This window comes from Pseudomonas marincola (assembly GCF_900116605.1).
In the GTDB taxonomy this organism is placed as follows: Bacteria; Pseudomonadota; Gammaproteobacteria; order Pseudomonadales; family Pseudomonadaceae; genus Aquipseudomonas; species Aquipseudomonas marincola.
The window spans coordinates 84,056-101,966 of record NZ_FPBC01000010.1 but is presented as its reverse complement, the minus strand read 5'-3'; the positions used below and the strand labels follow the sequence as shown (position 1 = coordinate 101,966).

The following is a 17,911-nucleotide window of genomic DNA, read 5'->3' as shown; positions in this document are numbered from 1 at the left end:
GAAGTATTCATGAGTGAAGTCGCCCCACAAAACGCGGTTGAAAGCCTGACCGGCCTGGTGTTGCCCTTGGCTGACCGGCAGTTGCTGGTGCCCAACGTCGCGTTGGCGGAACTGATTCCCTATCGCGCCCCGCAAACCACGGAAAACCAGCCGGACTGGTTGCTTGGGCGGTTGGCCTGGCGAGATCTGCAATTGCCGATGCTGTCGTTCGAGGCCGCGTCCAACGGGCAGGCGGAACTGGGCTCGGGTGCGCGGGTGGCGGTGCTCAACGCGTTGGGCGGGCGCGATAATGTCAAATTCATTGCGCTGGTGCTGCAAGGGATTCCGCGCTCGATGAAGATCGGTGCCGATGTGCCGCGTGCCGATGTCGAGTTGGCACCGCTGGAGCTGGATGCTGTGCAAGTCGGTACTGAGGTGCTGCGCATTCCCGATCTGGTAATGCTTGAGCAGAAACTGGCAGACGCCGGGCTTATTTGAGTCGCGTCTGCAGATCTATTCGCGTTGAGTGGCGACTCTCAGAAGTCGCCCCACAATTGTTGCGCCACACTCAGCGCAACAACCGCAGCGGTTTCAGTGCGCAACACCCGCGGGCCCAAACGGGCTGCGTGGTAGCCGCTAGCCTTGGCTTGCTCGACCTCTGCATCCGACAAGCCACCTTCCGGTCCAATCAGAAATGCCAGGCGGCTGGGCGCTGTATGTTCTGTGAGCGCCTGGGCAACTGGATGCAGCACCAGTTTCAAGTCGGCGTCGGTGCTTTGCAGCCACTCATCCAGCGTCACCGGGGCATTGAGTGTTGGTACCACTGAGCGCCCGCATTGCTCGCAAGCACTAATCGCCACCTGACGCCAATGGGCCATGCGCTTGTCGGCGCGATCATCTTTCAGGCGCACCTCGCAGCGTTCGCTGACAATCGGCGTGATCTGGCTAACGCCAAGTTCAGTGGCTTTCTGGATCGCCCAGTCCATCCGCTCGCCGCGCGACAGGCCTTGGCCCAGATGAATATTCAGCGTCGACTCAGGCATGCCCGGCAAGCATTCACGCAGTTCCACCGCCACAGTCTTTTTGCCCACCTCAGTGAGTTCACCCAGATATTCGTTGCCGCTGCCATCAAACAACTGCACCGCATCGCCGACATTGTGACGCAACACCCGCGAAATATAGTGCGCCTGAGCCTCAGGCAATTGATGGTGGCCGACAGACAACGGGGCATCGATAAAGAAACGGGATAGGCGCATGGACTTGGCTGCAAACTGGACGCAAGGGCCGCCAGTTTAACGTGTTTGCATTTGCCACCGAAACGTAAACCGCAAACCCATGCCGGAAATCAAAAACGGAAATCAAAGGCGGAGGATGGATAGCCCCGCAGGAGGCAATCCGTCACGGCGATGCAAGCATCGCCGCCTCTTCAAACCAAAGCCAAAGCCACATCACAAACAAACGAACAAATCCCCGCAACCCATCGTCAACCATGACGGATCAACCTGCGGTTCATCCATCCTCCAAAGGCCAAGCCGGAAATCAAAGGCGGAGGATGGATAGCCCCGAAGGAGGCAATCCGTCATGGCGATGCAAGCATCGCCGCTTCATCAAACCAAAGCCAAATCCACATCACAGGCACACACACAAATGCCCGAAACCCATCGTCAGCCCTGACGGATCAACCTGCGGTTCATCCATCCTCCAAAGACCAAGACGAGAATCCAAGGACGGAGGATGGATAGCCCCGAAGGAGGCAATCCGTCATGGCGATGCACGCATCGCCGCCTCTTCAATCCAAGGCCAAGTCCACATCACAGGCAAACACAGAAATTCCCGAAACCCATTGTCAGCCCTGACGGATCAACCTGCGGTTCATCCATCCTCCAAAGACCAGGCCGGGAATCGAAGGCCGGAGGATGGATAGCCCCGAAGGAGGCAATCCGTCATGGCGATCTATGTGATCAACTCAACCCGGATCGCGAAACCCCGGGTAATCGGTATTGCCGGTCGGCACGCTGACTGAGGTGCGTGTGGCAATGTCGATGCCTTCGCTGGCGACTTCGGCGAGAAAGTCGATCTGCTCCGGGGTAATCACATACGGCGGCAGGAAATACACCACGCTGCCCAGCGGACGCAGCAAGGCGCCGCGTTCCAGTGCGTGTTGGTAGACCTTCATGCCGCGACGCTCCTGCCACGGATAGGCCGCTTTGCTGGCTTTGTCCTGCACCATTTCGATGGCCACAGCCATGCCGGTCTGGCGCACTTCGGCAACATTGGGGTGGTCAGCAAGGTGCGCGGTGGCATCGCCCATGCGCTTGGCCAGCGCCTTGTTGCGCTCAATAACGTTGTCTTCCTCGAAAATATCCAGTGTTGCCAGAGACGCAGCGCAGGCCAGCGGGTTGCCGGTGTAACTGTGCGAATGGAGGAAGGCACGCAGCGTCGAGTAGTCGTCGTAGAACGCCTGATAAACCGTATCGGTGGTCAGGCACGCTGCCAATGGCAGATAACCGCCCGTCAGTGCCTTGGACAAGCACAGGAAGTCTGGACGGATACCGGCTTGCTCGCAGGCGAACATGGTGCCGGTGCGGCCAAAGCCGACTGCAATTTCATCGTGGATCAGGTGTACGCCATAACGGTCGCAGGCCTCGCGTAGCAGCTTGAGGTATACCGGGTGATACATGCGCATACCGCCCGCGCCCTGAATCAGCGGCTCGACAATAACCGCTGCCACCTCATGATGATGTTCGCTGAGAGTTTGCTCCATGCACTGGAACATGTTGCGCGAGTGTTCTTCCCAGCTCATGCCTTCGGGGCGCAGATAGCAGTCCGGGCTGGGCACTTTGATGGTGTCGAGCAGCAATGCTTTATAGGTGTCGGTAAACAGGGCAACGTCACCGACCGACATCGCCGCAACGGTTTCGCCGTGGTAGCTGTTGCTCAGGGTGACGAAGCGTTTCTTCTGCGGCTGGCCGACGTTCTGCCAGTAATGAAAGCTCATCTTCAGTGCAATCTCGATGCACGAAGAGCCATTGTCGGCGTAGAACACCCGATCCAGTCCGGCCGGCGTCATGGCCACCAGTCGCTCGGACAATTCGATCACCGGCTGATGGCTGCAGCCCGCGAGAATCACATGCTCCAGCTGGTCGACCTGATCCTTGATACGCTGATTGATGCGCGGATTGGCGTGACCAAACACGTTCACCCACCAGGAGCTGACTGCATCCAGATAGCGTTTGCCGTCGAAGTCTTCCAGCCAGACCCCTTCGCCGCGCTTGATCGGAATCACCGGCAGGCGTTCGTGATCTTTCATTTGCGTGCAGGGGTGCCAGAGCACAGCGAGGTCGCGCTGCATCCAGTGGTCATTTAAGCTCATTGTTGTGTTCTCCAAATCATCTGCCCCAAGCCTATCAGATGCGTGCGGGCGAGAGGGCATCACGCGCGGCCCTTTAAACACCGGCAAAAAGTGAATTTCTCAGACTTTGTGCTGAACTGAAAATGAAGCTGTGCATCCAATCTGCTCAAGCTGACTGATTGGTTTCACGGATCGTATTTCTCGATATTTCAAAGCAGTATTTTCTGCTTTTAATCGATTGGTTTGTTGCTAATCTTGCGCACAATTATCATTTACATAAATGCGGAGCCTATCAATGCAATGGCGTAACTCTCCAACGCGCTACGGTTTTGTCAGTGTCTCGTTGCACTGGCTGGTGGCGCTGGTGGTGTTCGGCTTGTTTGCGCTGGGTTACTGGATGGTTGGGCTGGACTACTACAGCAGCTGGTACACCAAGGCACCAGATATCCATAAAAGTGTTGGCCTGATTCTCTTCGCAGTCATGGTGCTGCGCGTTATCTGGCGCTGGGTCAGCCCACCGCCTGGCCATTTGGCCAGCCATGGTCCACTGACCCAGAAAGCCACGCGCTTCGGTCATGCCTTTCTGTACCTCGGCTTGTTTGTGTTGATGATCAGCGGATATCTGATCTCCACCGCAGAAGGCCGTGGAATTCCGGTGTTCGGCTGGTTCGAAGTACCGGCAACCCTGACCAGCATCCCCAATCAGGAGGATGTTGCAGGGCTGGTGCATGAGTATTTGGCCTGGGCGCTGGTGATATTCGCTGGCATTCACGGTTTGGCAGCATTGAAGCATCACTTTATTGATCGTGACACGACGCTCACTCGCATGCTGGGGCGTTGATTGGTAACACCATTGGCGCGCTTTGAGCTTTGCGCGCTTATTGAATACAAACACAAGGAGCACACTCATGCTGAAGAAAACACTCGCTGCACTGGCTATTGGCACTGCGTTGTTGGGTGCCGGTCAGGCGATGGCAGCGGATTACGCGCTCGATATCAAAGGTCAGCACGCATTCGTCAACTTCAAGATCGGCCACCTTGGCTACAGCTACATCTATGGCTCGTTCAAAGAGTTCGATGGCAGCTTCAGCTATGACAGCAAGAATCCGGAAGCCAGCAAGATCAACGTCACCCTGAAAACCGAAAGCGTTGATACCAACAATGCCGAGCGTGACAAGCACATCCGCAGCGGTGACTTCCTCAACGTCAGCAAGAACCCGACCGCTACTTTCGAGTCGACTTCCGTCAAGTCAACTGGCGAAGGCATGGCCGATGTGACCGGTAACCTGACTCTCAATGGCGTAACCAAGCCAGTGGTAGTTGCTGCCAAGTTTGTGGGCGAAGGCGATGATCCGTGGGGCGGCTACCGTGCCGGTTTCGAAGGCACTACCACGATCAAGATGAAAGACTTCAACATCGAAAAAGACCTCGGACCTGCTTCGCAAGAAGTTGAGCTGATGATCTCTTTCGAGGGCGTGCGCAAGTAAACTGCGCCGCAGAGCTTGAGCTAAACGCCCGGTGCATTGCATCGGGCGTTTTTGCATCTGCGGAGGATGGTTAATCCGCAGGGTAAACCGTCATTTCAGTAGTCGGGTTGTCGCGGGCGTGGCGTTTGACTGCGAGGTGCCCATTACCGTGTAGCTGTTTGGTTGAACGTAAATCGCCATGACGGATTGCGGCGGTGCGCCGCTATCCATCCTCCGGTTGCGGTGCGCAAACTATGCGCAAACAAAAACGCCGACTCGAAAGTCGGCGTTTTGCTGTTGCAGAAAAGCTAGCCGTTGTCGCGGTTACGCGTCAGCAGTGCAGGCTTTTCGCCACGTGGACGGCTGCTAGGCAGTTGGTCCAGTTGCTCTGGCGTTGGCAGGCGATCGCTGCGCGAGCCCTTGTGGATAATCACCGGGACTTTCTCTTGCGGGCGACGGGACTGACCCGGCTCCTGCAACGGACGATCTGCTGCGCGATCCAGCGAGCGCGTGGTGTCACGGTCACGTGGCGGACGCGAACGGCCTGAACCACCGCCGTTACGACCTGACGACTGACCACCAGACGAACGCTTGCCTTGTGCGCCATTCGCGCCCGAAGGCTTGCGCGGGCCTTTGCTACGTGGCGCCTGGCCAGGTGTTGCGGCCGCAGCAGCTGCCGGTGCGCCTGGACGACGACCGCGGTTGTGCTGTGGCTTGTTCTGGTGCGGACTTACGTAGTCTGCACGGTTGCCGAAGTTATCAATCTCGTCATCAAGAAACTCGTCCGGCGCGCGGTCTGGAGGTAATGCGGGAATGGCGGCAACGGTGTTCGAGGAGCGGGCGTTGCGCGGCTGTTTGGCGCGGCCGCCAGCAGGCGCTGATTTAGCCCGGCCAGAGTCTTTGCCTTTATCGCGACGACCCGAACCGTGGCGCTCGCCGCCAGTTTTGGCTTCAGCACTGCCGGAGTTGTTGCGTGGGCCGCGCGGTTGGCGTGGCTCACGAACTTCCGGACGTTCGGCTTCAACTTTGCTCACGTCAAAACCGAGCAGATCACCATCGGGGATCTTCTGCTTGGTCATGCGCTCGATGCCTTTGAGCAGCTTCTCTTCGTCCGGAGCAACCAGCGAGATCGCCTCACCGCTGCGACCGGCGCGGCCAGTACGGCCGATACGGTGCACGTAATCTTCTTCAACGTTTGGCAGTTCGAAGTTGACCACGTGCGGCAGTTGGTCGATATCCAGACCGCGCGCGGCGATATCGGTCGCAACCAGTACGCGTACTTTATTTGCCTTGAAATCAGCCAGTGCCTTGGTGCGCGCATTCTGGCTCTTGTTGCCGTGAATCGCGACAGCTGGCAGCGCGTGCTTGTCGAGGTATTCGGCCAGACGGTTGGCGCCGTGCTTGGTACGGGTGAAAACCAGCACCTGTTCCCACGCGCCAGCGGTGATCAGGTGAGCGAGCAGGGCGCGCTTGTGGCTGGCCTGCAGGCGGAAAACGCGCTGTTCGATACGCTCGACCGTGGTGTTCGGCGGCGTTACTTCAATGCGTTCCGGGTTGTGCAAAAGCTTGCCGGCAAGGTCGGTGATGTCTTTCGAGAACGTTGCCGAGAACAGCAGGTTCTGACGCTTGGCAGGCAGGCGCGCCAGGACTTTCTTGACGTCGTGGATGAAGCCCATGTCGAGCATGCGGTCGGCTTCGTCGAGCACCAGTGTTTCTACGTGGGACAGATCAATGCTGCCTTGACCGGCAAGGTCGAGCAGGCGACCCGGGCAGGCGACGAGTACGTCAACGCCTTTGGCCAGTGCCTGTACTTGCGGGTTCATGCCAACGCCGCCAAAGATGCAGGCGCTGACGAATTTCAAATCGCGGGCATACAGCTTGAAGCTGTCGTGCACCTGGGCGGCCAGTTCGCGGGTTGGTGTCAGCACCAGAACGCGCGGTTGCTTAGGGCCGTGGCGGTGTTCGCGGTCTGGGTGACCATTAGGGAACAAACGCTCAAGGATTGGCAGTGCGAAACCACCGGTCTTACCCGTACCTGTCTGTGCCGCAACCATCAGGTCACGACCTTGCAACGCGGCGGGGATAGCCCGCTGTTGCACCGGAGTTGGTTGGGTGTAGCCTGCGGACTCGACCGCACGGACTAAAGCCTCGGAGAGACCGAGGGAAGCAAAGGACATGTGAAATCCTGTCTAGTGAGGGCGCGTTGCCCTATGAGGTATATTGCCTGGCTTGAATCGCAACGTAATGAGCGTGCAATCCCGTCCGGTACTGCTGGTCTCTGAGGGGCCTAGCATCCGGGCGCAAGCCTGGCGGGAAGTCCCGAGTATAACAGAGCAGTGGGCAATTTTATCAATAGCCTGCTTAACGGTTCGCCAACACTGTTATGCAGGGCCGTTATAAAGCATTGTCTTCGAGCAACTGCTAAAGACTGCGGCCTAACCCGAGAGCAGGCCGCAGCGTCGCAAAGACTGAATCAGCGTGGCAGCTTCAGGTTGTTCCAAATCGCCAGGCTTGGCGCGGATTGGTTCAACGTATAGAAGTGCAGGCCCGGCGCGCCGCCTTGCAGCAGGCGTTCGCACATTTCAGTGATGACTTGCTCGCCATACGCCTGAATGCTCTCGATGTCGTCACCATAGGCTTCCAGCTGCTTGCGTACCCAGCGTGGAATCTCGGCGCCACAGGCGTCGGAGAAGCGTGCCAGCTTGCTGTAGTTGGTGATCGGCATGATGCCCGGCACGATTGGCAGGTCGATACCCATCTTGCGCACGCGGTCGACAAAGTAGAAGTAGCTGTCGGCGTTGAAGAAATACTGGGTAATCGCACTGTCGGCACCGGCTTTGGCCTTGCGCACGAAGTTGGCGATATCGTCTTCGAAATTGCGTGCCTGCGGATGCATCTCCGGGTAGGCGGCGATTTCGATGTGAAACTGATCGCCAGTCTCTTCACGAATGAAGCTCACCAGCTCGTTGGCATAGCGCAGCTCGCCGCTGGCCATGCCCATGCCGGATGGCAGGTCGCCACGCAGGGCAACGATGCGCTTGATGCCTGCGTCTTTGTACAGAGCCAACAGCTCGCGCAACTCAGCCTTGCTGTCGCCAACGCACGAAAGGTGCGGAGCGGTTTCTACTTTGATCTCGCCGTCGAGTTGCAGCACGGTGTTCAGTGTGCGGTCGCGGGTCGAGCCGCCTGCGCCATAGGTGCAGGAGAAGAAATCTGGGTTATAGGTGGCCAGCTCGCGGGCAGTTGCCAGCAGCTTTTCGTGGCCGGCTTCGGTCTTGGTCGGGAAGAACTCGAAGCTGTAACGGCGTTCTTTACTCATCAGAAGATTCCATCTTGAACGCGCGCTGGCAGCGCTCTCACACTGCCAGCGCGCGGACTGATTAGTAGCGGTAAGCGTCTGGCTTGAATGGGCCTTCAACGGTAACGCCGATGTAGTCGGCCTGGGTCTTGGTCAGCTTGGTCACAACGCCACCGAAGCCTTTAACCATTTCCAGAGCCACTTCTTCGTCGAGTTTCTTCGGCAGTACTTCAACCGTCAGGCGCTCGGCTTTCTGAGCGGCTGGAAGGTCGGCGTACTTCTGGCCGAACAGGAAGATCTGCGCCAGAACCTGGTTGGCGAACGAGCCATCCATGATGCGGCTCGGGTGGCCAGTGGCGTTACCCAGGTTCACCAGACGGCCTTCGGCCAGCAGGATCAGGTAGTCATCGTTCTGCGCGTCGAAGCTGCCAGCACCGGTACGGTGGATCTTGTGTACCTGCGGCTTAACTTCTTCCCATGCCCAGTTCTTGCGCATGAAAGCGGTGTCGATTTCGTTGTCGAAGTGGCCGATGTTGCACACCACTGCGCGCTTCTTCAGCGCCTTGAGCATGCCCGCGTCACACACGTTGGCGTTGCCGGTGGTGGTCACGATCAGGTCGATCTTGCCCAGCAGCGCTTTGTCGATGCAGGCGTCGGTGCCGTCGTTGAGGCCGTCGATGTACGGCGAAACCAGCTCGAAGCCGTCCATGCAGGCTTGCATGGCGCAGATTGGGTCGATCTCGGAAACCTTGACGATCATGCCTTCCTGGCGCAGCGACTGAGCCGAACCTTTGCCCACGTCACCGTAGCCGATGACCAGCGCTTGCTTGCCGGACAACAGGTGATCGGTGCCGCGCTTGATGGCGTCGTTGAGGCTGTGACGGCAACCGTACTTGTTGTCGTTCTTGCTCTTGGTGACCGAGTCGTTGACGTTGATTGCCGGGATTTTCAGCTCGCCCTTGGCCAGCATGTCCAGCAGACGGTGAACGCCGGTGGTGGTTTCTTCGGTCACGCCGTGGATTTTGTCCAGCATGGCCGGGTATTTCTTGTGCAGGATCTCGGTCAGGTCGCCGCCGTCGTCGAGGATCATGTTGGCGTCCCAAGGCTGGCCATCCTTGAGGATGGTTTGCTCGATGCACCACTCGTACTCTTCTTCGGTTTCGCCTTTCCAGGCAAATACCGGAATACCGGCCGCCGCGATGGCAGCAGCAGCCTGATCCTGAGTCGAGAAAATGTTGCACGAAGACCAGCGCACTTCAGCGCCCAGTACCACCAGTGTTTCGATTAACACGGCAGTCTGGATGGTCATGTGGATGCAGCCGATGATCTTCGCGCCTTTAAGCGGCTGCTCGCCGGCATACTTGCGGCGCAGGCCCATCAAAGCCGGCATTTCGGATTCGGCGATGATGGTTTCACGGCGGCCCCAGGCGGCCAGCGAAATATCGGCGACTTTAAAGTCGGTAAAACCTTCAGGCGTCATAACAGCGCTCATAAAATGAGTTCTCCATTCGTTGTCTGCGAATGGGCGCCGTTGATGCGTATGGTTAACGCCCCATCCGAGCCTGACAAACCGCTGAGAAACAGGGTCTGCTGCAGCGCCCCTCGGACAGGTGGCGGGCGTGAGCAAAGCGGAGTTGCTCACGAAAAACCGGCCAATTATAGCGACCTGAGCGCTTTTGCCCAAGGCTTTCCGTCGCTCTGTTTGAAAGCAGATGATAGCCTTGGCTCACTGCCTCGTAATGGACACAGCATGGCCAACCACAAGATCGAAATTCGCCGGCGCAATACCGAGAAAATCCTCCTCGCTGCCGAGAAGATTTTTTCCGAGAAAGGCTATGGCGGCGCCTCGATGGGCGACATCGCCGAGGAAGTCGGGCTGCCACGTTCCAATCTGCATTACTACTTCAGCACCAAAGACGACCTGTATCGTGCCGTCCTCCTCGATTTGCTCGAGGTGTGGAAGCAGGATGCGCTGTGCTTCGAGATGTTCGACGACCCGCGTGTGGTGCTCAGCAGTTACATTCGGGCGAAAATGACCCACTCGCGCACCCGTCCGCACGGCTCCAAGGTTTGGGCCAACGAGATTATCCACGGCGCCCCGATGCTCGGTGACGAACTGGATAAAAGCCTCTACGACTGGGCGAAAATGAAAGAGGCGAAAATCCGACAGTGGGTCGAAGACAAACGGATTCTGGCGGTCGAGCCTTCGAGCTTGCTGTACATGATCTGGGCCTCAACCCAGCATTACGCCGACTTCAGCCATCAGGTGAAAGTGCTCAATGACCATCAGGCGCTGAGCGAGATGCAATTCGAGAAAGCCGTGCAGACCATCACCACCGTGATACTCCGTGGCATCGGGCTTGAGCCCTGAAGTTCGCTTTAGGGCTGCTGCTCATATCTGTTAGACCACCATGACGGATTAACCTGCGGTTTATCCATCCTCCGTCGGGAGCGTTCCCGCGCCTTACGGCACCTGGAGGATGGATAGCCCCTGCGGGGCAATCCGTCGGGCGATGTTGGCCACACCGCAAAATTTCCCGCGAAGGATTTTCACCGTCACCGCCGCGCGAGAAATCGAACGCAAAGACGATCGCAATTCACATCGCGCAGACCGCCATGACGGATTAACCTGCGGTTTATCCATCCTCCGTCGGGGAGCGTACCGGCATCAACGCGTACTTTCGCCATACGATACCCGGAGGATGGATAGCCCCGATGGGGCAATCCGTCAGGCGATCTTGGCCACGCTGAATAATTTCCCGCGAGGGTTTTCACCGTCACCACCGCGCGGAAAATCAAACCCAAAACGATCGCAATTCACATCGCGCAGATCGCCATGACGGATTAACCTGCGGTTTATCCATCCTCCGTCGGGACGTGTTCCCGCGCCATACGACACCTGGAGGATGGATAGCCCCGATGGGGCAATCCGTCGGGCGATGTTGGCCGCACCGCAAAATTCCCCGCGAGGGGTTTTCACCGCCACCACCGCGCGAAAAATCGAACACAAAGACGATCGCAATTCACATCGCGTAGATCGCCATGACGGATTAACCTGCGGTTTATCCATCCTCCGTCGGGGAGCATTTCCGCGCCATACGACACCCGGAGGATGGATAGCCCCGATGGGGCAATCCGTCGGGCGATGTTGGCCACACCGCAAAATTCCCCGCGAGGGATTTTTACCGCCACCACCGCGCGAAAAATCGAACGCAAAGACGATCGCAATTCACATCGCTTAAACCGCAATGACGGATTAACCTGCGGTTTATCCATCCTCCGTCGGGACGCGTTCCCGCGCCTTACGACACCCGGAGGATGGATAGTCCCTGCGGGGCAATCCGTCAGGCGATCTTGGCCACGCCGCATAATTTCCCGCGAGGAATTTACGCCACGGTAACTAACTCGCCACCCGGTACGGGTTTCTTGGGTCTTCATTCCAGTTGAGATACGGCTTCCCGGTGTCTTGCACGACCATTTCGATGCAGTCATCGACCGGGCAGGTGATTTGGCAGAGGTTGCAGCCGACGCATTCGTCGTCGATCACTTCGTATTTGTGGGTGCCGTCCTCTTGTTTGAGGCTTGCAATGGCTTGGTGTGAAGTGTCTTCGCAGGCGATGTGGCAGCGGCCGCAACCGATGCAAGCGTCCTGGTCGATCTTGGCGATGACCTGATAGTTAATGTCCAGGTACTTCCAGTCGGTGGTGTTGCCGACTGCCCGGCCAGAGAAGTCATTAAGGCTGGTGTAACCCTTCGAGTCCATCCAGCGCGACAGGCCGTCTTTCATGTCTTCAACAATGCGGAAGCCGTGCAGCATCGCGGCGGTGCAAACCTGTACGGCGCCGCAACCGAGGGCGACGAACTCAGCGGCGTCACGCCAGGTGCCGATGCCGCCGATACCGCAAATCGGCAAGCCTCTGGTTTCCGGGTCGCGGGCGATTTCGGCAACCATGTTCAGGGCGATGGGCTTAACCGCTGCGCCGCAATAACCGCCGTGGGTGCTTTGGCTGCCGACAATCGGATGTGCAACCATCATGTCGAGGTCGATGCTGGTGATCGAGTTGATGGTGTTGATCAACGACACCGCATCGGCGCCGCCGCGATGAGCCGCGCGGGCCGATAAACGTACGTCGGTAATGTTCGGGGTGAGTTTGACGATTACCGGCAGCGAGCTGTAGGTCTTGCACCAGCGCGTGACCATCTCGACGTACTCGGGAACCTGGCCAACTGCCGCGCCCATGCCGCGTTCGGGCATGCCGTGCGGGCAACCGAAATTGAGTTCAATGCCGTCCGCGCCGGTGGCTTCGACCAGCGGCAAAATGTACTTCCACGACTCCTCAACGCACGGCACCATCAGCGAGACGATCAATGCGCGATCCGGCCAGTCCTTTTTAACCTGAGTGATTTCGCGCAGGTTGATTTCCAGCGAGCGGTCGGTGATCAGTTCGATATTGTTGATGCCCATCACTTCGCGGTTAGGGCCGTACAGCGCCGAGTAGCGCGATGACACGTTGACTGCCGCCGGGTCTTCGCCGAGGGTTTTCCAGACCACGCCGCCCCAGCCAGCCTCATAGGCGCGCACCACGTTGTAGGCTTTGTCGGTCGGTGGCGCAGACGCCAGCCAGAACGGGTTGGGGGATTTGATGCCAGCGAATTCAATAGAGAGATCGGCCATTATGCAGCCTCCACTTTCAGCGAGAGGGTTGAGTGAATGGCCTCGGCAGCCAGTTTGCCATGCTGTACGGCTTGCACCGTCAGGTCTTGATCGAGTGAGGTGCAATCGCCACCGGCGTATACGCCGGCAATGCTGGTACGCAGGTTTTCATCAACCCAGATTCGCTCGCCCGCACGCTTGAGCTCTGCGGCCAGCGGGTCGCTCAGCGAGTTGTTGTCGAAGGCCTGCCCGATGGCTTTGAAAATGGCGTCAGCCGCCAGCTCGAACGTCTCGCCGGTCGTGCTCAGGCGGCCGTTTTCCATGCGGGTTTTGGCGAAGCGCATACCACGCACCTTGCCGGCATCATCCAGCAGCACGGTTTCCGGTTGCGCCCATGTCAGCAGCCGCACCTGATTATCCTTGGCGATGTGCTGTTCGTGGTCGGTTGCGCCCATGTCGCTGAGGCCACGGCGATAAACCAGATTGACGTCCCGCGCGCCAAGCTTGGCCATTTGCACGGCCATGTCGATCGCCGTGTTGCCTGCGCCCAGCACGATGCAGCGGTTGGCGACCGGCAATTGGCTGAGGTCATCGGTTTGGCGCAGCTCGCGGATATAGTCGGTCGCGGCCATCAAACCGGCGGCGTTCTCATCTGCCAGCCCCAGTTGTTTGCTGGCTGCCAAACCGAGCCCGAGGAATACACTGTCAAACTGCTGGTGCAGTTCTGTCAGGGTCAGGTTGTCACCGAGTTTTTGCCCGTGCCGAATCTCGATGCCGCCGATTTGCAGGAGGAAGTCGACTTCCTTCTGCGCGAAGTCATCGACCAGTTTGTATTTGGCAATGCCGTATTCGTTGAGCCCGCCGGACTTCTCGCGGGCCTCGAAAATCACCACTTCATGGCCATGCATCGCCAGCCGGTGCGCGCACGACAACCCGGCAGGGCCTGCACCAACTACGGCAATGCGCTTGCCGGTTGCGGCTGAGCGTTTGAATGGGTGTTCGCTGAACTGGGCGTTATCAATCGCGTAGCGTTGCAGCAAACCGATCAGCACCGGCGCGCACTCTTTTTCGTTGTTGCGCACACAGGCTTGCTGGCAGAGGATTTCGGTCGGACACACCCGTGCGCAACTGCCTCCCAGAATGTTTGCCGAGAGAATGGTTTGCGCAGCGCCGGTGACGTTGTCATGGCTGATGCTGCCGATGAACGACGGAATGTCGATGTCGCTCGGGCAGGCATTGATGCACGGTGCGTCGTAGCAATACAGGCAACGAGCACTTTCCAGCGCGGCCTGGCGAGCATTGAGCGGCGGTGCCAGATCGCTGAAATTTTTCGCCAGTTCAGTGGCGTCTGCATCCGGGCGAGGGAGGTGGCTGAGTGTGTCTATCACGGGTTAATGCCTCACGGTTTTGTGATTGTTATCAAGGCGGCTGGCCGGCAAATGAGGGGCTAAGACCTCGCCTTGGTGGCCAGCTGCCTTGTGGGCAGTCAATTCGTTGATAAGTGGCGCCAAACCTCTTGGGGTTTGTCCGCCTTTGCTCTTTGCGGTTAGTCAGTGCGCCTCTGCAAATGGGCGCCTTTCTGGCGGCGCCATTTCTGTGCGTGCTTAGCGTTTTACCGAGGTCGGGCGCTGGTGTTCGGCGCGCTTGCTGAGTAAGTCGAAAACGGCCGGGTATGCAGGGCGCTCGATATAGCGTCCGGCGCCGCGTTCGGCACGCAGATCACCGTCGGCCCAGACCAGGCGGCCTTGGCTGATGGTGTGGCTGGGTACGCCGCGCACGGTTTTGCCTTCGAATATGTTGAAGTCGACTTGCTGGTGATGGGTTTTCGCCGAGATCGTGCGCGTGCCTTGCGGGTCCCAGAGCACCAGATCGGCGTCGGCGCCGACACGGATGGCGCCTTTGCGCGGAAACAGGTTGAAAATTTTCGCGGTGTTGGTGGACGTCAGGGCGACGAAGTCATGCATCGATAATTTGCCGCTGTTGACCCCTTCATCCCAGAGCACTGCCATGCGGTCTTCAATGCCGGCGGTGCCGTTGGGGATCTTGCTGAAATCGTCTTTGCCCGCTGCTTTTTGTTCGGCGCAGAAGCAGCAGTGGTCGGTGGCTGTGGTGTGCAGATTCCCTGACTGCAAGCCTTGCCACAGCGCTTCTTGGTGGCCACGCGGACGGAACGGTGGGCTCATCACGTAGCCCGCTGCTTTTTGCCAGTCCGGATCGCGGTAAACGCTGTCATCGAGCAACAAGTGTCCGGCCAGTACTTCACCGTAAACCGGCTGGCCCTTGGCGCGTGCGTAAGTGATTTCATCCAGCGCTTCGCGGGTTGAAACGTGCACCAGGTACAGCGGAGTGCCGAGTGTTTCGGCAATGCGAATGGCGCGGCTGGCGGCTTCGCCTTCCACTTGCGAAGGGCGCGACAGCGGGTGGGCTTCCGGCCCGGTTAAGCCCTGAGCCAGCAATTTCTGTTGCAGGTGGTAAACCAGCTCGCCGTTCTCGGCGTGCACAGTGGGCACGGCGCCGAGTGACAGGCAGCGCTCGAAACTGGCGACGAGGGTGTCGTCGGCCGCCATGATCGCGTTTTTATACGCCATGAAATGCTTGAAGCTGTTGACCCCGTGCTTGCTCACCAGCTCTTCCATTTCGGCGCTGACTTGTTCGCTCCACCAGGTGACCGCGACATGAAAGCCATAATCCGAGGCAGACTTTTCAGCCCAGCCGCGCCATTGATGAAAGGCCTCAAGCAGCGATTGCTGCGGGTTGGGGATAACAAAATCGATGATTGATGTGGTGCCGCCGGCAAGGCCTGCTGCGGTGCCGCTGAAGAAGTCTTCACTGGCAACGGTGCCCATGAACGGCAGTTGCATGTGAGTGTGCGGGTCGATGCCGCCTGGCATCAGATACTGGCCGCTGCCATCGAGAACCTCGCAACCTGCCGGCGCGTCGAGGTTTTCACCAATCGCCTGAATCAGACCGTCCGCGCATAGGACATCGGCGCTGTAGCTTTCTTCATGGGTTAGCACCGTGGCGCCGCGGATCAATAAAGCCATAGCAAATTCCTCTCAGGCTGGCCGATGCGTGTCGGCTCTTGGATTTATCTGGAAGCATCTGGCAGTGGCTCGATTTAATCCTGTCACTGCTGTCAGGAATAGAACTTAGTAGCAGTTTGGGAAATGATCAAGATTATTTTTTAATCAATTACTTTGTTGATAAGTATATGAAAAATAACGATATTTTATGTAAATCACCAAAATGGATCGTCTGTTCACCATTTTGACGCACTTGACAGGTTGTCAAAATGAGCGAGATTTCCTATGCAAAATCAGCGATTTAAACCGGCGGGATTGAGCGCTGTGCAGGTTTGAAAAAAATATGCCTGCACCACTTTGAATCCTGACTGTGCAGACAACCTGTAGAAACACGCTTCAATTGATCGGGTTGGTGCTGATTTGGAAGCCAAGATTTTTATAAAAGGATTATTAATCAGCGCGTTAGAGGAATAACTGGTGATTTGAGGGGCGCACAACATGGTTTTAGGCACGCTTATTGAGTGTCGCAGCAGTCATGTTCGTCGGCCTCGCAACGCCATTGGCACCGCAGCAGATCGAAGAACTCCGGCCATCGTGTAGCCCGATGAGCTAATAACAATCAAAAAAATCTGGAGAAGCCCATGCAACAAAGCAGATCGGAAGTCACAGAGCGTGATGGCTTGTATGAGTTAGAGGCGGGCAGTGACGTCCTCGACAGCCCTCGATTCAACCACGACATCGCACCGACCAAGGTGCATGAGCGAACCTGGAACAAATGGCACATCACCGCGCTTTGGGTCGGTATGTCGATCTGCGTACCGACCTACACCTTGGGTGGTGTGCTGACGGCCTACTTCGGGCTGTCGGTCGGGGAGGCGCTGCTGGCCATTTTGCTCGCCAACATCGTGGTGCTGATCCCGCTCACACTCAACGCATTCCCCGGTACCAAGTACGGCATTCCCTTTCCGGTATTACTTCGCTCCTCGTTCGGCATCATTGGCTCCAACGTGCCCTGTTTGATTCGGGCTGTGGTGGCGTGCGGCTGGTTCGGCATTCAGACCATGTTCGGCGGGCTGGCCATTCACCTGTTTCTGGGCTCGATTTTCGAGGGTTGGAAAGCCCTTGGCGGCACCGGTGAAGTGATTGGTTTCATGATTTTCTGGGTGCTCAACCTGTGGGTTGTACTGCGCGGCGCCGAGTCGATCAAATGGCTGGAAACGCTTTCTGCACCGTTGCTGGTGCTGGTGGGTGCCGGCTTGCTGGTATGGGCGCTGCCCAACGTGTCGATGAGCGAATTGCTCGCACAACCGCCCAAACGTCCCGAAGGGGCAAGTGTGGTCGGTTACTTCATGGCCGGTTTGACCGCGATGGTCGGGTTCTGGGCGACATTGTCGTTGAACATCCCGGACTTCAGTCGCTACGCGAAAAGCCAGAAAGACCAGATTGTCGGCCAGATAATCGGCCTGCCGCTGACCATGTTCCTGTTTGCGGCGCTGGGTGTGGTGATGACCGCTGCATCGGCTTCGCTGGTTGGCGAAACCGTGTCGGATCCGGTCAGCCTGATCGGCCATATCCAGAGCCCGGGTTGGGTGGCAGTGGCGATGGCGTTGATTATCGTGGCGACGCTTTCTACCAACACCGCCGCCAACATCGTATCGCCCACCAATGACTTCCAGAACATTGCGCCCAAGCTGATCAACCGCACCAAGGCGGTGTTGATCACAGGCTTTGTCGGTCTGGGTTTGATGGGCCATGAGCTGCTTAAAAAGCTCGGCTGGATTGTCTCTGATGTCAGCCTAGAAAGCGTTTATTCAAACTGGCTGCTGGGTTACTCAAGCTTGCTCGGGCCGATCGCCGGGATCATGGTGGCGGATTACTTCCTGATCAAGAAACAGCGTCTGGATCTGGCGGGCCTGTACCGCGACGACGTTTATCCGGCCTGGAACTGGATGGGTTTTGCCGCCTTCGTATTGCCTGTTCTGCTGACCCTGATGTCGCTGGGCAGCCCTGCATTCAGCTGGTTCTACGATTATGGCTGGTTCACCGGCTCGGCACTCGGCGGGCTGATCTATTTCGGCTTGTGCAGCGCTAATAGCTCGCGCACTGCCGTTGTCGCCAAACCGTCACTCTAAAACTCAG

Annotated in this window: 13 protein-coding genes and 1 riboswitch; of the genes, 5 read left to right on the top strand and 8 right to left on the bottom strand. The window is 57.9% G+C overall.

Annotated elements, in window-relative coordinates; genetic code table 11:
* Nucleotides 1–9: 9 nt before the first annotated feature.
* Nucleotides 10–477, top strand: a complete 468-nt coding sequence (locus BM395_RS16345) for a chemotaxis protein CheW (RefSeq protein WP_069902465.1) — start codon at nucleotides 10–12, stop codon at nucleotides 475–477.
* A gap of 38 nt (nucleotides 478–515) precedes the next feature.
* On the opposite strand, the gene BM395_RS16340 is transcribed toward BM395_RS16345, so the two are convergent.
* Together BM395_RS16340 and BM395_RS16335 are read right to left on the bottom strand one after the other, a co-directional pair.
* Nucleotides 516–1,235: a 16S rRNA (uracil(1498)-N(3))-methyltransferase gene (locus BM395_RS16340; RefSeq protein ID WP_090513791.1), complete on the bottom strand. Its 720-nt coding sequence runs from the start codon at nucleotides 1,233–1,235 to the stop codon at nucleotides 516–518.
* 710 nt (nucleotides 1,236–1,945) lie between these two features.
* Nucleotides 1,946–3,352 carry an adenosylmethionine--8-amino-7-oxononanoate transaminase gene (locus tag BM395_RS16335; RefSeq protein WP_090513788.1) on the bottom strand — a complete coding sequence of 469 codons (1,407 nt, stop codon included), beginning with the start codon at nucleotides 3,350–3,352 and terminating at the stop codon, nucleotides 1,946–1,948.
* A gap of 274 nt (nucleotides 3,353–3,626) precedes the next feature.
* On the opposite strand from BM395_RS16335, the gene BM395_RS16330 reads away from it, so the two are divergent.
* A complete protein-coding gene (locus tag BM395_RS16330; protein WP_090513785.1) occupies nucleotides 3,627–4,172 on the top strand; it encodes a cytochrome b in 546 nt (181 codons plus the stop codon).
* Between the two features lie 67 nt (nucleotides 4,173–4,239).
* Entirely contained in the window at nucleotides 4,240–4,818 is a 579-nt protein-coding gene (locus tag BM395_RS16325) for a YceI family protein (protein WP_090513782.1), read from the top strand.
* A 287-nt stretch (nucleotides 4,819–5,105) separates the two neighbouring features.
* Here BM395_RS16325 and rhlE2 read toward each other — a convergent pair whose 3' ends face one another.
* The 3 genes from rhlE2 to ahcY form a co-directional block, all read right to left on the bottom strand.
* Nucleotides 5,106–6,974 carry an RNA helicase RhlE2 gene (gene rhlE2, locus BM395_RS16320; RefSeq protein WP_069902470.1) on the bottom strand — a complete coding sequence of 623 codons (1,869 nt, stop codon included), beginning with the start codon at nucleotides 6,972–6,974 and terminating at the stop codon, nucleotides 5,106–5,108.
* 296 nt (nucleotides 6,975–7,270) lie between these two features.
* Nucleotides 7,271–8,116, bottom strand: coding sequence for a methylenetetrahydrofolate reductase [NAD(P)H] (metF, locus tag BM395_RS16315; RefSeq protein WP_069902471.1), 846 nt, complete (start codon nucleotides 8,114–8,116; stop codon nucleotides 7,271–7,273).
* Nucleotides 8,117–8,177: 61 nt separating this feature from the next.
* Nucleotides 8,178–9,587: an adenosylhomocysteinase gene (gene ahcY / locus BM395_RS16310; RefSeq protein ID WP_069902472.1), complete on the bottom strand. Its 1,410-nt coding sequence runs from the start codon at nucleotides 9,585–9,587 to the stop codon at nucleotides 8,178–8,180.
* A gap of 24 nt (nucleotides 9,588–9,611) precedes the next feature.
* Nucleotides 9,612–9,705: riboswitch (S-adenosyl-L-homocysteine riboswitch) on the bottom strand.
* 140 nt (nucleotides 9,706–9,845) lie between these two features.
* Between ahcY and BM395_RS16305 the strand changes: the two genes are divergently transcribed.
* Entirely contained in the window at nucleotides 9,846–10,466 is a 621-nt protein-coding gene (locus BM395_RS16305; protein WP_090513777.1) for a TetR/AcrR family transcriptional regulator, read from the top strand.
* Between the two features lie 1,029 nt (nucleotides 10,467–11,495).
* On the opposite strand, the gene preA is transcribed toward BM395_RS16305, so the two are convergent.
* The 3 genes from preA to hydA form a co-directional block, all read right to left on the bottom strand.
* On the bottom strand, nucleotides 11,496–12,773 hold the full coding sequence (preA, locus tag BM395_RS16300; RefSeq protein ID WP_170827811.1) for an NAD-dependent dihydropyrimidine dehydrogenase subunit PreA: 1,278 nt from the start codon (nucleotides 12,771–12,773) through the stop codon (nucleotides 11,496–11,498).
* Nucleotides 12,770–14,137, bottom strand: a complete 1,368-nt coding sequence (locus BM395_RS16295) for an NAD(P)-dependent oxidoreductase (protein WP_090513774.1) — start codon at nucleotides 14,135–14,137, stop codon at nucleotides 12,770–12,772. The genes preA and BM395_RS16295 overlap by 4 nt, the downstream gene beginning before the upstream one ends.
* A gap of 216 nt (nucleotides 14,138–14,353) precedes the next feature.
* Nucleotides 14,354–15,793 carry a dihydropyrimidinase gene (hydA, locus tag BM395_RS16290; protein WP_069902476.1) on the bottom strand — a complete coding sequence of 480 codons (1,440 nt, stop codon included), beginning with the start codon at nucleotides 15,791–15,793 and terminating at the stop codon, nucleotides 14,354–14,356.
* A gap of 620 nt (nucleotides 15,794–16,413) precedes the next feature.
* Between hydA and BM395_RS16285 the strand changes: the two genes are divergently transcribed.
* Complete coding sequence (locus tag BM395_RS16285; RefSeq protein WP_090513771.1) at nucleotides 16,414–17,904, top strand: NCS1 family nucleobase:cation symporter-1; 1,491 nt, start codon at nucleotides 16,414–16,416, stop codon at nucleotides 17,902–17,904.
* Nucleotides 17,905–17,911: the final 7 nt, after the last annotated feature.

What these genes read in the sequence shown, in the direction of transcription:
- BM395_RS16345 (WP_069902465.1), top strand. Translation starts at nt 10, where the DNA reads ATGAGTGAAGTCGCCCCACAAAACGCGGTTGAAAGCCTGACCGGCCTG.
- BM395_RS16340 (WP_090513791.1), bottom strand. Translation starts at nt 1,235, where the DNA reads ATGCGCCTATCCCGTTTCTTTATCGATGCCCCGTTGTCTGTCGGCCAC.
- BM395_RS16335 (WP_090513788.1), bottom strand. Translation starts at nt 3,352, where the DNA reads ATGAGCTTAAATGACCACTGGATGCAGCGCGACCTCGCTGTGCTCTGG.
- BM395_RS16330 (WP_090513785.1), top strand. Translation starts at nt 3,627, where the DNA reads ATGCAATGGCGTAACTCTCCAACGCGCTACGGTTTTGTCAGTGTCTCG.
- BM395_RS16325 (WP_090513782.1), top strand. Translation starts at nt 4,240, where the DNA reads ATGCTGAAGAAAACACTCGCTGCACTGGCTATTGGCACTGCGTTGTTG.
- rhlE2 (WP_069902470.1), bottom strand. Translation starts at nt 6,974, where the DNA reads ATGTCCTTTGCTTCCCTCGGTCTCTCCGAGGCTTTAGTCCGTGCGGTC.
- metF (WP_069902471.1), bottom strand. Translation starts at nt 8,116, where the DNA reads ATGAGTAAAGAACGCCGTTACAGCTTCGAGTTCTTCCCGACCAAGACC.
- ahcY (WP_069902472.1), bottom strand. Translation starts at nt 9,587, where the DNA reads ATGAGCGCTGTTATGACGCCTGAAGGTTTTACCGACTTTAAAGTCGCC.
- BM395_RS16305 (WP_090513777.1), top strand. Translation starts at nt 9,846, where the DNA reads ATGGCCAACCACAAGATCGAAATTCGCCGGCGCAATACCGAGAAAATC.
- hydA (WP_069902476.1), bottom strand. Translation starts at nt 15,793, where the DNA reads ATGGCTTTATTGATCCGCGGCGCCACGGTGCTAACCCATGAAGAAAGC.
- BM395_RS16285 (WP_090513771.1), top strand. Translation starts at nt 16,414, where the DNA reads ATGCAACAAAGCAGATCGGAAGTCACAGAGCGTGATGGCTTGTATGAG.